Below are 14,446 nucleotides of genomic sequence, written 5' to 3' on the forward strand. Positions count from 1 at the left end.
TGAGAGGAGGGTAAATTGTGAAAGATGAAGAGATTTTAAAGGTTTTAGAATCGTTCTCGGATTATCTTCAAGTAGGAGACATCGTGAATTATGTATTGCGTTGGCTAGGATGGTTCCTAATTGTAGGATTATCTTTAGTTGTAGATGCTCTAGAAGGTGTGACAGATGCCATACTGGGGATTAAAGGGTTCTTTAATTCACCGGAAATACAAAATTTTGTTGATATGTTATATCCATTGTTTGTCGTTCTTTTAGCCATTTCGTTTTTATATATTGGCTACATGTTTATTATGAACAAACAAATGAATCGTTCTCAAATTATCATCAATATTTTCGTAACATTGAGTGTACTTTGTTTATTAAGCACTGGCATGACAAAGGTCGATAAGTTCACCGATGATGCAATTGCGGTTGTAAAATCAGAGCAAAAAGGCTCTTTAAGTGATGAAATTATTAAGAAGAACATAACGGATATTGCAGTAATAGATCAAAATGGATGGAAAAAGAAAGAGGATATGAATCCGAAAAATAATATTCCCGAAAAAAATATTAGACAGATAGATATTACTGAAAAAATAGATGAGGATTTTGAATTTACAAAGGACAAAGATTTATCAGATAACGGAAAGAAAATTTTGAAAAATAAAAGAGTAATGGATGCGTTAGGAGTTGCATCTTTAGCTGAATTAAAAGATGGATGGTTTGATTTCTTTCCAGAAAAGTATTATCGCTGGCATTGGAATTTTTGGAACATATTCTTTACTTTACTGATAACTGGTGCAACTTTGTTATTGGTGAGTATTAAATTAGCTAGGTTATTTTATGAATTGGCATTTAACTACTTGTTAGTCAACATAATAGCACCAGCCGATGTTGCGAATGGTCAAAAGTTAAAAGCTGTATTATCCAATATCCTCAATATATTTATAGCAACAATTATGATATTCCTGTCTTTGAAGCTATATATAATGGGAACGGCGTTTCTCCATGACAAATTAAATGGTGTACCGTATCTGATTGCATTAGCCGCATTTAGTATGGCAGTTCTAGATGGCCCGGCAGTCGTAGAAAGGTTATTTGGAATAGATATTGGATTAAAGAGCAGTTGGGGCATGTTAGCAGGTGGTTTCGCACTTGGTAAAGGGATTGGCGCTCTTGCAAATTCAAAACCAATGAAGGGTCTCGGAAATATGATTGGAAAAGGGGCGAAAGGTGCAGCAGAAGGAACTGGTGTTGCAGCAGCCAAAACAGCAAGTGCGGCAGCGATGGCAACAGGTGGCATGGCTGGTCTTATAAGTGGCTTGAAAAATGGAAATGAATCTGAAAATAAAGAGTCCTTGCAAGATCAAATGAAAAAAGCGGATCAGAAGAAAGCAAATAGAAATGATTTAGCAAAAAATGAAAAAGAAAAAGGTAACTTAAATAAGGAAGAAGATAAAAAGAATGGTGGTACGCCATCTATTCAAGAAGATATGAAAAAAGGAGAGAACGAAAACCCTGGGGTAGCAAATGGGCAAGAATCGGGAACAACAAGTCTTCAAGATGAAATGAAAGAAGCCGGAAAATCAAATGGAGCGAGTGAAGGAAGTCCAACAGCAGGAGGCGTAAGACAAGGAGCGAGTGAAGGAAGTCCAACGGCAGGAGGCGTAAGACAAGGAGCAAGTGAAGGAGGTCAAACACCAGAAGGTGTAAGACAAGGAGCAAGTGAAGGAGGTCAAACACCAGAAGGTGTAAGACAAGGAGCAAGTGAAGGAGGTCAAACACCAGAAGGTGTAAGACAAGGAGCAAGTGAAGGAGGTCAAACACCAGGAACAGTAAGACAAGGAGCAAATGAAGGAAGTCAAACACCAGGAGGCGTAAGACAAGGAGCAAGTGAAGGAAGTCAAACACCAGGAGGCGTAAGACAAGGAACAAGTGAAGGGAATCCAACACCAGGAGCAGTAAGACAAGGAGCAAATGAAGGAAGTCCAACGGCAGGAGGCGTAAGACAAGGAGCAAGTGAAGGAAGTCAAACACCAGGAGGCGTAAGACAAGGAACAAGTGAAGGAAGTCCAACAGCCGGAGCGGTAAGACAAGGAGCGAGTGAAGGAAGTCAAACACCAGGAACAGTAAGACAAGGAGTGAGTGAAGGAAATCAAACATCAAGACCAATACCAGGTGAAAGTAGCCCGGCACCAATGGAAACACCAAGATCAGTACCAAGCGGAAGTAGCCCGGCACCAATGGAAACATCAAGACCAGTACCAAGTGGAAGTAGCCCGGCACCAATGGAAACATCAAGACCAGTACCAAGTGGAAGTAGCCCGGCACCAATGGAAACATCAAGACCAGTACCAAGTGGAAGTAGCCCGGCACCAGTGGAAACATCAAGACCAGTACCAAGTGGAAGTAGCCCGGCACCAGTGGAAACATCAAGACCAGTACCAAGTGGAGGGAGCCCGGCATCAGCCGACATCGTAACGGTGACACATAGTAGCCCGATTGTTCCTTATGAAAGTGATAAAGAAGTGGCGGCAAGTAGAAATCAAGAAACACGGACATTAGGACAATATACAACGGATAAAGTTAAAAATACTACATCATCGGTGAAACAAAAGGTAAGAGGAGTGCAAGAACGGATTCATAATTCTGAAACGGTACAGAATACAAAGCGTTTTTATCAGATGGGGCAAAACACAGGCAAAAGTTGGAGAGATATCGTGAACAAAAATAAAAATAATACGGATAAAAAATAAGCGTAATCGTGCGCTTATTTTTTATTGTCGAAAAGGAGGGAATCCCGATGAGAAGCTATCGGATTCCGAAGGAAATCAGTACAGAATTACGGATTAATAAAGTGCTTTATTTAATAGATTTCTTTTTATTAATTGGTTTATTAGTTGTAACAATGATTCTTAGGAATTTCGTACATGATTCCTTTCAGTTACCATTTGTTATTTTCATGGCAGCTATTGCAATTATTATGATTTGGCGACCAAGTACGAATCCTCAAAAACGAATGTATGAAGTGTTGATTATTACACTGTTAAGAAGGAAAGGTGCATATTGCGCCATAGATAACGATCAATAAGGGAGGGATCACATATGGCGTTATTCAGCGAAAAAGATGTGGAGAAAGAAGAGCCAAAACAACTAGAAGTGCCGAAGAAAACAGCATTTCGATTTAATGAAAAAAATGTAAAAGAATCAGTTTCTGAACCAAAAGAAATTGTGAAGGTGGTACCCAACAAAAAGAAAGAAGAAAAACCAAAGGTAGAACCAAAAGTAAAAAAACAGAAGAAAGAAAAGCCAAAGAAAGATGTTTCGAAAAAGAAAAATACAAAACTGTTAGGTTTTTTATCTGGAAAAAAGAAAGAAGCGCCACCAAAGGTAAAGAAAAGTATTGCGGAAATTATGCAAATCGTAGATATGACGGAGGATGGCATATTTGAGCTGAAAAATGAGGAGTTTTTAGAAATTCTTCAAGTGGAAGGTGACGATATGTTCTCAAAGAATAGCGACGAACAAGCATTTGTCATTTTCTCACATGCTTATTTTTATCAAGCCTACAAACAGTCCATTAAACTTGTTTTTTTAAACTTCCCATGTCAAACAACCGAACAACAACGTTATATAGAGAAGAAAATTAAAGAATGTACCAGTCCTTTGTATGAACGAATTTTAAATCAAAAGTTAAAAGAACTTCAGTTTTTAGAATGGGGCAGAACAAATCGGGAAGCCTTCTTATTTATTTACGGAGAAACGGAATTAATCGTAAAAGAACGTGTGGATGCAGCAAAGCGATATATCAAACGCTCTAACGAGCTATTAGAGGTGGATGAAGAGAAAAAGTTAGAGCTTATGTTTAAATTGTTTAATCAAAATGCAAAATTAGGAACGAAAAATATATGGTAGTAAGGGGGAAACAATATGTTTGCGTTCAAACGAAAAAAATCTAAAAAAGAAAAACAAGAAGAACTAAAAAGAAAAAAGGTTATAACCCCTTTTTAGTGGCTAGAGTTCAGCCACAAGGGGGAATCAGTTTTAAAGAAAGTTATGTGCAAACAGGTGATGGATTAGGTACTTGTATTCATGTTTTCGATTATCCAACAGAAGTAAATGATTTTTGGTTAGAGCAAATTATGAATATGCCAAATGTGATCACAACATTAGATGTCATGAGTGATGACCGAAAAGAAGTTGTTGAATCGATTAATAAATCCATGAGTGAACAAAGTGTTCGGCATGATACAGCAAAGGATAATATAGATCGGATTGATGCAAAAAATGAATTTTTAGAGCTGGAAGCTCTTTATACGGATTTGAAACAAGGTGAGGTCATGAAACGTATTCATTTGCGTATCTATGTTTCCGCTAGAACTTTAGATGAGCTAGAAAAACAAGTAAAAGAAATCATGGAAACATTAGAGTCTTATAACTTTCGAGGAGCTGTCTTTTTAAATGAACAAGAGTATGAATGGGATGCACTCGTAACAAGCTTTGATACACAAAAAAATTATGTGAACCGAAGAAAAGGAAAAGAAATTCCGGCAGTCAGTTTGGCTGGTGGATGCCCATTTCACTACTCTTATTTGAACGATCCATACGGTACGTATTATGGGACAACGAAAACAAAAGGAAATGTTATTTTTGATATTTTTCATAAAGACAAACAAAGAAAGTTTTATAACGGTGTAATGATTGGAAAGCCTGGTGCTGGAAAATCAACACTACTAAAAAAGAAATCAGTAGACTATGCAAGTAAAGGTCATTTTATTCGTATTTTTGATATTGTAGGTGAATTCGAGGAAACAGTACGTGATCTGAACGGGAAAACAATTGCATTAGATGGTTCGCAAGGTCAAATTAACCCACTTCAAGTATATAAGACAGCAGAACTTGAAGAGGTTAGTTTCACTCAACATCTATCTAAACTGACAATTTTTTATCGATTCATTGCGCCAGAAGCAAAAGATGATGAAATTAAAGAGTATGAAAATTTGCTTCGAAAATTATATATTCGTATGGGATTATGGAATGATAAAAAAGGAGCAACAAATGAAATTACAACAAGAAAACCAAATGAGTATCCCATTTTCTCAAACTTTTTATCTTTTGTTCGTGATGAATTATATGAGAATGTAGAAAATAGAAAACACCATGAGAATTTAGGAGAAAGCAGAAAACATCGTTTAGAGTTGATTGAATTAAATTTTGTGAATTTAGTAGAAGCATATGCACAATTATTTGATGGTCATTCTACTATTGAAAACTTTAAAAAAGAACAAGTTGTATCGTTTTCCTTACGAAATATTTCAAATTTTAAGCCGGAAGTATTCCAAGCGCAAATTTTTAATGTTTTTAATTTAATATGGGATGAAATGATATCCAATGGTGCGCCACAATTAGAGGCATATACTAAACAACAACTTGCTTTTGAAGATGTAATTCGTTATTTCATTATTATTGACGAGGCGCATCATATCATAAACACGAAAAAAGAAAGCGCTCATGCTTTACAATTTTTAACTAAATTTAGCCGAGAAGATCGAAAATATTTTGCAGGGCTTGTATATGCAAGTCACACGATTCGAGATTTTGTACCGGAAGGATCTTCACAAGAAATGATTGATGAAATTAAAAAGCTATTTGAACTTACACAGTACAAATTTATCATGCAACAAGATAATAACAGTTTAGACATGTTACGAAAAGTATTTGCAGGACAGTTAAGTGAAAGTGAGATTGCAGCCATTCCACATTTGCCAACAGGGGATGTCATTTTAAGTATTGGAGCTGTAAAAAACATTCACTTTCATGTAGAAGTAACAGATGAAGAATTGATGTTATTCGGGGGAGGTGCTTAATACCATGCATCTGGTTTTAAAGATCATACCAAAGAAATGGCTCATCACTTTAGCGTTAATTGTGATGGGTCTTTTTTCTTTTCTTTTACTTGGAGTCGTTAGTATTTTCATTGCAGCAATGGGAAGTGATAGTGGAGCAGGAACAGACACGGGTGACATTACGTATACAGGTGAAGGGCAAGTGATGAATGTATCGCCCGAAGTTTTGAAATGGGAGCCAACCATTCGGAAGCATGCGAAAGATTTTGGAGTGGAACCATTTGTCGCTTTAATGCTTGCACAAATGATGCAGGAAAGCGGAGGGCGTGGCAGCGATCCGATGCAATCATCAGAGGGTGCTTTTAATACGAAATATTGTAAATCACCAAACTGTATTACAGATCCAGATTACAGTATTTGGGCTGGTGTACAGGAGTTTAAACATGCGATAGAAAGAGCCGGAGTAACGAGTCCAGGGGACATGGATCATATCAAAACAGCACTTCAAGCTTACAATTTTGGAACAGGATTTTTTGATTTTGTTGGTGCAAATGGTGGCAAGTATACGAAAGAATTAGCAATCAAATTTTCACAACAACAGTATCAAAAAGTGAAGCATACAGGAATGTACCATTGTTTAAGACCAGAAGCCGTTCCATTTGACGCGTGTTATGGCGATATATTGTACGTTGACGCAGTTTTAAAGTATTATCAGCCGGGTTCTGTTGTTTCTGGTGGAGGAGGAAATCCAGGAAGTGGAGGAAGTAGTGGTTCAAAAGTTGCCGATGTAGGTCGCCGATGGATAGGGCGTTCTACGTACGTATTTGGTGGAGGACGTAACACAAATGACATTGCAAGAGGGATTTTTGATTGTTCAAGTTTTGTACGCTGGGCATTCGAACAAGTAGGGATGTATACCAGTCCGATAGGAGCTGTAAGTACGGAAACATTAAATAAAATCGGTACAAAAGTATCAGTAAATGATATGAAACCAGGTGACGTTATTTTCTTTGATACCTACAAACATGACGGACACGTTGGCATTGTAATTGATAAAAATACATTCATTGGATGCCAAACAAATAAAGGTGTTTCCATTGAAGATTTAAATAATCCGTATTGGCAAAAAGTCTTTTCTGGTCATGTAAGAAGGTTCTAAAAACCGAAAGAATAGGAGACTAAAAGAATGAAAGATAAACGAAAATCTTTGTTTATTGTGTTTGTCATTTTAGTTGTAGGTGTGACAGCTTTTAATATCTATTTGAGCAAAAAGTCAATGAGTGATGGCAAAGAAAAACAGTTAAAACTTTCAAATGAATTACTAACAAAACAAAATGAAGATTTGAAAAAACGACTGGATAAGGTGCTTCCTTCCGCACAAGAACAACAAAGAAGGGCATACTTATCGACAGCCGAAACGTTTATACAATTATCATTTCATCGAGAAAAAGAAGGCTACAGTGAGCGAAAAGAAAAAGCAAAATCCATTATGGGTGAAGAACTATTACAACAATTTTATCCAACTGATAAATACGAATTAGGAGATACGTATAAAACGAAACCAATAGAAATGAAGTTTTATTTACAAGAAAATGAACCAGATAAAGAGGAAGTAAATGTGTTAGCTGAATTTATAAATGTCACGACAGATTCAACGCAAAACCGAGAAGAAAAAGTAAACAATGTGTTACGAATCATCATGAAAAAAGAAAAGGAAACATGGCGAGTTACAAGTGTGGAAGAGTTAAATATGAAAGTTTTATAACGAAAAAGGTGGGGTGAGAGTGTGATAGGTGCAATTGGTAAGAAGAGTGAAAGAATCAATCTAAGAAAAAATAAGTCGTGGATCTACTTAACGATTATCAGCTTTTTATTTTTGGGTTTTTTCGCTTTCTTGACATCTAAAATTTACATGCCAAACGATGAAAAACTATTCCATACAGAGACAAATAAAGTAATTAAGTTGTCGGGTATGGGGAAATTGATTGTAGAACAAAGGGAATACAATCCACACAAAAACTTTATACAAATTCGCTTTCGAATAGAAGGGTATGAGGAAACAGGATTTACGTTTAAAGCACAAGAAAAAGCAAAGTCTGGTGTTCAATTACCTGTCAAAGTGTTGTATGAAGAGAACGGAAATTATGTGGTGGAAGTAAAAGAGTTATCTCCGAATTGGGGAGCGTTAGCTTTCGATATTTACAATGAAAACAGTGAAAAAGAACAAATGGATATTCGTAAATTCACGCAAGATGTTAACGAATATGAAGAAGAAAATGCATCAACAAAAAGTCAGAATAAATTAGTTCAGACGATTTTTACCGATCAAAGAAAAACAAAAGCAAATGATGAATTGTTAGCTGAAGATAAAAAAACATATGAGCTAGATTTTATAGAAAGAGACAAAAAAGATATAGAAACAAAGATCAAAAATTATGGGAAAGCAATCAAACTGGAAGAAGAAAATGCGAAGACAGTTTATGAGAAAGTAAAAGAACTAAAAGATGAAATGAAGTACCAAACTGAAGCGGAAAAAACGGAAACACAATCAAAAATAGCATCCTTAGAATCTAAAATAAAATCATCAGAAAAGAACGTTGAATTGTTTAAAGGAGAACAAAAAATTGCACGAGATAAGATCAAAAAGTTAGAAGAAAAGGCACAAGAAATTAATAAAAAGTGAAAAAAGTCATGTCGTGAGTGAGTCTACATCAAGAGATTTCGTATCGTGAGTGAGTCCACATCACGAAAAAATGAGTCGTGAGTGAGTCTACACCTAGAAGGTTTTCTTGTTCCCATCGTTTCGCTAGGCTCCGCCTAGCTTCACACCTTAGGTGGGAACAAAAACCCCTTATGCTCTTCTCACTATTTTTTGATCTCTACCCACAATTGCAGAAAGGAGAGGGAAAAGTGGAAATCAGAATTAGAGAAGTAGATCCAATTGCCGTAAAGAAAATAGATGAAATTGCAAAGAGGAAAGGATTATCCAGGCAGAAGTTTTTGAAAGACCAAATTGAAATGTTGGCATTTTTTCAGCAACAAAATAAAAGAGAAATGGAATTAGAAAATATCATCCAAAAGAACATCCATATGATGAATGATTGTTATAGCGAAATGAAAAAAATGAATGAGTTTATACAACTCATGATGCAGGATGATGAAAATGAGTAATGCAGTGACTGTTCAATCTTCTGTTACCCCTGGTGTAGTTTTAAAAACAAAATTTGTATTACCGAGTTCCGATGCATTCCAGAACTATATTGAGTATGTAGACCGGGAAGAAGCACAAAGTGAAGTGAAGTTGAATCCGAAAATGTTTGAGACGTACCAAGAATATATGGGGAATCCAGAAAAGACATCGGCACTGTTTACGGAACACTCAAATCGTTTAACAGAAAGTGAGAAAAGAGCCTTAAAGGAAATGTTTAAAACCGCTCACGAAAATGGAAGTATCATGTGGCAAGATGTCATTTCTTTTCATAATCCTTGGCTAGAGGAACAAGGCATATATGATGAGAAAACTAAAACATTGGACGAAAAAAAGTTAATGGATGTGACACGGCTTGCGATGAAGGAAATGCAGAAAAGGGAGGGATTAGAAAAAAGTTCTACCTGGTCGGCAGCCATTCATTTTAATACGGATAACATTCATATCCATGTGGCAACTGTTGAACCATTTCCAACGAGAGAACGTGGTAAAAGAAAACCAAAAACATTGGATGCAATGAAAGGAAAAGTCGTAAACAATTTGTTAGATCGTAAGCAGGAACAGAAACAAATTAATGATCTGATTCGAAAAAACATGGTGGGAAGTAAAAATGAAGATTCCGTTTTTGATTGGCGAAATCAACATTTGAAACCATTGTTTTTACAAATCTATAAACAGTTACCAAGTGATAAAAGACAGTGGCAGTATAGCTACAATACCATTCAGCCATTAAAGCCGGAAATTGATGAATTAAGCAGGAGATATATTCAACATCATCATAAAAAAGATTACGATCAATTCCTCCAAAAGTTAGATAAAGAAGTTCAAGTTTTTAAAGGAGCATATGGAGAAGGGAAATATGATAAGAAGCAATATGAAAATTATAAGACGAACAAAATCAATGACCTGTATAAAAGAATGGGGAACGCTTTTTTACAAGAAATGAAGGCATATGATAAAGAACAAAAGAGAATCCATCACATGAAAAGATCAAAGCCGTTTCAAAAATTTCAACAGAATGTATCTATACAGTATTCTATGAGAAAAGTGGAAGGCGCTTTTAAAAGTGAATATGAAAGCTGGAAGAACCAAAAGTATTATGAGCGTATGCAAAAAGAAAGTGCATATCAAAATGAGAGGGGTTATTAAATGAAGGACTTTCGCATGCAAATTACATTGGATGAAGAAACAGATACGTATATTAAAGATTATATGGAAGAACACAATATCAGATATAACGGTGAAGCAATTGTAAGGATTTGTAGAGAACATCAATCATCCAAAAATACAGAATGGTCTTTGAATTATATTTCAGAAATTGTTTCTAAAAATCTTCATGAAATATTAAAAAATGAGCTAACAAAAATTCGTCTTGGTGCAAATAGTGCGGATCGAAATACACAAGTTTTAATTGAATTAATGAATGGATACTTTTTTGCTAATGACTTGGATTTAGAAAGTATCATTACAACCGATAAAATAGAAGTCGGTGGCGTGAAGATAGCAAAAGAAGTCGTAGCGGAACGGATTAGTAACGCAAGACAAAAACGTTTAGATCATGAGGCATCAAAGAACAATGTAACGTAAGCTACATTGTTTCTTTTTATAAAAAAACAGGAGGTTATTAGGATGTTATTATTTCGTGAAGATATCGCATTAGGGGTCATTAAAGAGGTTGGAGAAGGTGAACTTGTTTTACTTGTAAAAGAGGAAGAACTAACAATCAAAATTACACGAGAACAAGAGGAAGAACTTGCAGTTCATGTTATGAATCAAGAAAATATGTTAGTTCCGGTTAATGTAAAAACTCATGAACTTTTCTTTGATACAGCTGAGAGATGGAATGAAGAAGAAATGGAGGAATTGCAAAGAGCGAGTGAAAGAGTAGGAGAAGAACATGAGTAAGAATTATAAGAAAAAGTATCAAACGAAATCACCAGAAGAAAAGAAAGAAGCGGTGCAAGCTTTAACAAAAAAGATGGAAAAAAGCGTAGAAGGTTATTTTCGTACACCGGGAGATTTAAAAGAGTATCTAACGTTTATGGCAAAGTTTTATCACTATTCACCATCTAATATTTCGTTAATACAGAGTCAATTCGAGGGAGCCAGTGCAGTTGGTTCCTTTTCTTTTTGGAAAGAAAAAGGGTTTGCGGTTAAGAAAGGCGAGAAAGGAATCCAGATCCTTGTTCCTAACCGAACTGTAGCAAAATTCAAAGACAAAGAAGGCACTTGGAAAACAGTAACTAAAGCAAGTGAGGAAGAGAAAAAACAAATCGAATCTAAAAGCGTAGAAGTGATACCTGGTCGCTTATATTTTGCTGTCGGTCATGTGTTTGACTTGTCTCAAACAAACGCAAAAGCGGAAAATCTACCTCGTATTTTTCCGAATCGTTGGCTAGAAGGGAGCGTTACAGACTACCAGAGTTTGTATAAAGGAATGGAAGCCATTGCGGAAAAAAACGGTGTAAAAATTATTGAGCCGAAGCAAGAACTTGGGGTCGCAAAGGGAGTTAGTTACACCTTAACAAAAGAGGTTGCTTTGAATCCTAGAAACAGTGAATTACAAAATGTAAAAACCCTTCTTCACGAATTGGCTCATGCCAAACTTCATACAGCAGAGACACATATGAATTACACAGCACCAGAAAAAGAGTTTCAAGCAGAAATGACCGCTTATGCCGTTTCTTCTTATTTTGGGATTGATACGAGCGAATATTCCTTAGGTTATTTAGCAAGCTGGGCACAAGGAAAAGAAATGAAAGATAAAACAAAGTTGTTGAAAGAAGTATATGAAACTTCAATTGAATTTATTGAAACAATTGAAAGCACGTTGGAAAAAGAAAAAACAAACGAAAAAGGAGTAGATCATATGGCAAAACAAGTGTCAGAAAATAAAGATGGAAATGTAAGAGACAATTTTGTAATTTTAACAGGCATTCAACAAAATGCGCAGCAGCTTATTGATGAAAGGCTAGGATTAAATTTTGAAAAACATTGGGAAAACTATGAAATTCAACTTTCAGAAGATAGTCGTATATTAGAAGAAATAAACCCTAATGTTCGTTTGAATTTAAGGGAGATGGAACAGATCGTTTATGAATTTGGTACAAACAGAGAACAAGATGCACTTAAAAAAATTACAGATACGTTAGAGCCATATTATGAAGCTGATTTGTTAGGAGATAGTTTCAATGATATACCACTTGCTAAGGTTTCGTTAGATCGTGAAAAGCGTTTAAAAGTCGATTGTGTTAATGAGTATGTGAAAGAAAACCATAAAGATTTTTGGTTTCAAAATTCAGTGAGCCTAGCTTTGAATGTAATTAATCACCGAATTTCAACAGCGCATAAAGAAGTAATGAATAATGATATTGAATATAAAGGATTATATCCAAAAGACGAATCAGAAGTGATTTATTGCCAAGAAACAGGTAAGCCATTACAGCAAAATGAAGAAGTTTTTCATGTTGAGGGTCATGGATATACAGTAGCAGAAGAGGCAAGTTTTAAAGGTCTAGATAAAGAGGATGGGTATTATACAACGATTGAATATGAACATGTAGAAGAAAAAATACTTGCACCAATTGGACTAAAAAAAAACGATCAACCTAGTCTTGTAAATGAAAAACAGGATGAAAAAAATATCTTATTTGTGGAATACATGAGTTTAAGTAACACGACACAAGAACTTGTCTCTGTTGCAGAGTTAAGGGAACAAGCAGATAGAAATCGAGCATTTGAACCTGTAGAAGGTGCAGAAAAATTGAGTGATAAAGAATTTATTGATGCATTTAACGTGGCAAATCAAGAAAAGTATGCAGCACTAAATCAAAATGAAATTAATCGTCCTATTATGTTAGTTCAATGGAGCGACAACGAAAATTTTAAGAGTAATCAACTGATCCCATTTGGAGAAGCCAATGAAAAAATGGCTGAAGTCATTTCAAGTATTGAAAAAGCAAGAGAAGAAGCTAAAGAAAGAGGTCAAACCATCCCTTACGATCAAGCTCGTTATCATATTGCCATTCCAAAAGAAGTTGATAGGGATTTTGGGAGAATGGAGCTTGTGAGTATGGATCGTATGAATATGGGAGATGGGGACTACAAGACACCGTATGAACAAGTATTAAACGAGAAAAGGTATCTATCGGATGAAGTGAAACAAGCGTTAAGAGATGAGGTAGTGAATTATAGAAATAACAAAGAAATACCGATGGAAAAAGAACAAGAAAATCCATTAGAAAATTCGAAAGAGATACCCAACCATTTAGTTACAATTGAAGTGTTGGCGAAGGATATGCAAGATGAAGAGGTTGCACGAATCCACATGATGGATGCCGTTACGAAAGATATAAATTATTTATCTGTATGGAATCAAGATAAAACAGATCCGGAAGATTTATATGTTTCCCTAATGGAAAAGAACGGGAAACGTGAAAATGTCTATTTGGATAATATTTTGAAGCCAGATTTATATGAAAAAGTTCAAAATTCTATTTTTGATGGAAGAGGAAATTTATCATTTGTCATTCATGAAAAGGATGCAAATATGAGTCTAGATGAAATCGTAAAAGATGAACGGTATGGACTCTTAGTTGATAAAGCGGAGGCACAAAAAGATCACTCATTTAATGAAAAAGAAGTGGAACTGTATAAAGAAATGAAGAAGGATGGATATGCACCTATTGTCTCTTTAGATCAACAAATTCAACCTTCAAAAGAAAAAGAATCAACTACATTAGATAAGGACTTAAGCCGAAAATTCGAAGCATACAGACGTTCACAATATGAAGAAACACCAGATAATATTGATAGTATTGTCACTCGTGTGAAAGCTGAGGAGCGGTATTATACAACAAAGTATGTTTCGATTGATAATGAGCTGGTAAGCCAGGAACACGTTGTGAAATTAGAGAACCAGGTGAATGAGAAGCTTGGGAAAGAAGGAATAACGGTGAATCAGTCTACAACTTCAAAGGAAATGGATGTAGATAAAAAATTTCAGCCTTTAAACGGAAAACAAACGAATAATAAAGAAAAAGACAAGGAGCCAGAGCTAGGTAATGTAGAACAGTCGAAGGCTACAAAGAAATCAAGTAGAAAAAAAGAAACAATGGAAATGGAACGATGAAAAATTTTATAAATGGTAAATCAGATTAAATCATTTTTTGTTACTCAATTGAGAAACGGAAAGTGATTTTTTTATATCTAAAAATGAAAGAGGGTAACAGGAAAAGCCCTCTTTCTCATTTGTAAAACGAAAGGAGCGAATGTCATGAATGTATTGCTGTTTGGGGGCTGTATGTTCCTTGTAGCTGTCTTTTTGAACATGTTGTTATTATTCGGTCACAGATTAATGAAAAAGCGGAGAAATAAGAAATGGAAGCGTGAAACTGAAATTACAGATTAATAG

13 protein-coding genes are annotated in these 14,446 nt (G+C 35.4%); all 13 read left to right on the forward strand.

What is annotated here, in order from left to right:
* Window positions 1–17: 17 nt before the first annotated feature.
* The 13 genes from ACP6L7_RS09400 to ACP6L7_RS09460 all read left to right on the forward strand — a co-directional run bounded on the left by ACP6L7_RS09400 (window position 18) and on the right by ACP6L7_RS09460 (window position 14,443).
* Window positions 18–2,735, forward strand: coding sequence for a pLS20_p028 family conjugation system transmembrane protein (locus ACP6L7_RS09400; protein WP_430529082.1), 2,718 nt, complete (start codon window positions 18–20; stop codon window positions 2,733–2,735).
* A gap of 47 nt (window positions 2,736–2,782) precedes the next feature.
* Window positions 2,783–3,070 (forward strand): DUF5592 family protein, encoded by a 288-nt coding sequence (locus tag ACP6L7_RS09405; protein ID WP_002130425.1) that lies wholly within the window; start codon window positions 2,783–2,785, stop codon window positions 3,068–3,070.
* Between the two features lie 14 nt (window positions 3,071–3,084).
* On the forward strand, window positions 3,085–3,894 hold the full coding sequence (locus tag ACP6L7_RS09410) for a TraC-like domain-containing protein (RefSeq protein WP_430529083.1): 810 nt from the start codon (window positions 3,085–3,087) through the stop codon (window positions 3,892–3,894).
* Between the two features lie 95 nt (window positions 3,895–3,989).
* Window positions 3,990–5,846, forward strand: a complete 1,857-nt coding sequence (locus ACP6L7_RS09415; RefSeq protein WP_430529084.1) for a VirB4 family type IV secretion system protein — start codon at window positions 3,990–3,992, stop codon at window positions 5,844–5,846.
* A 4-nt stretch (window positions 5,847–5,850) separates the two neighbouring features.
* Window positions 5,851–6,984 carry a bifunctional lytic transglycosylase/C40 family peptidase gene (locus ACP6L7_RS09420; RefSeq protein WP_430529085.1) on the forward strand — a complete coding sequence of 378 codons (1,134 nt, stop codon included), beginning with the start codon at window positions 5,851–5,853 and terminating at the stop codon, window positions 6,982–6,984.
* A 27-nt stretch (window positions 6,985–7,011) separates the two neighbouring features.
* On the forward strand, window positions 7,012–7,590 hold the full coding sequence (locus ACP6L7_RS09425; protein ID WP_016102514.1) for a hypothetical protein: 579 nt from the start codon (window positions 7,012–7,014) through the stop codon (window positions 7,588–7,590).
* Window positions 7,591–7,611: 21 nt separating this feature from the next.
* Window positions 7,612–8,508: a hypothetical protein gene (locus tag ACP6L7_RS09430; protein WP_430529086.1), complete on the forward strand. Its 897-nt coding sequence runs from the start codon at window positions 7,612–7,614 to the stop codon at window positions 8,506–8,508.
* A gap of 227 nt (window positions 8,509–8,735) precedes the next feature.
* Window positions 8,736–8,996, forward strand: a complete 261-nt coding sequence (locus ACP6L7_RS09435; RefSeq protein ID WP_016102512.1) for a hypothetical protein — start codon at window positions 8,736–8,738, stop codon at window positions 8,994–8,996.
* Window positions 8,989–10,182, forward strand: coding sequence for a MobP2 family relaxase (gene mobP2, locus ACP6L7_RS09440; RefSeq protein WP_430529087.1), 1,194 nt, complete (start codon window positions 8,989–8,991; stop codon window positions 10,180–10,182). Before ACP6L7_RS09435 ends, mobP2 begins: the two co-directional genes overlap by 8 nt.
* Window positions 10,183–10,620, forward strand: a complete 438-nt coding sequence (locus tag ACP6L7_RS09445) for a hypothetical protein (protein WP_430529088.1) — start codon at window positions 10,183–10,185, stop codon at window positions 10,618–10,620.
* A 42-nt stretch (window positions 10,621–10,662) separates the two neighbouring features.
* Window positions 10,663–10,938, forward strand: coding sequence for a hypothetical protein (locus ACP6L7_RS09450; RefSeq protein WP_002089989.1), 276 nt, complete (start codon window positions 10,663–10,665; stop codon window positions 10,936–10,938).
* Entirely contained in the window at window positions 10,931–14,164 is a 3,234-nt protein-coding gene (locus ACP6L7_RS09455; protein WP_430529089.1) for an LPD25 domain-containing protein, read from the forward strand. Before ACP6L7_RS09450 ends, ACP6L7_RS09455 begins: the two co-directional genes overlap by 8 nt.
* 144 nt (window positions 14,165–14,308) lie before the next feature.
* Complete coding sequence (locus ACP6L7_RS09460) at window positions 14,309–14,443, forward strand: hypothetical protein (RefSeq protein ID WP_430529090.1); 135 nt, start codon at window positions 14,309–14,311, stop codon at window positions 14,441–14,443.
* Window positions 14,444–14,446 lie beyond the last annotated feature (3 nt).

This window comes from Bacillus silvicola, from assembly GCF_050524305.1.
Lineage (GTDB): Bacteria > Bacillota > Bacilli > Bacillales > Bacillaceae_G > Bacillus_A > Bacillus_A cereus_AT.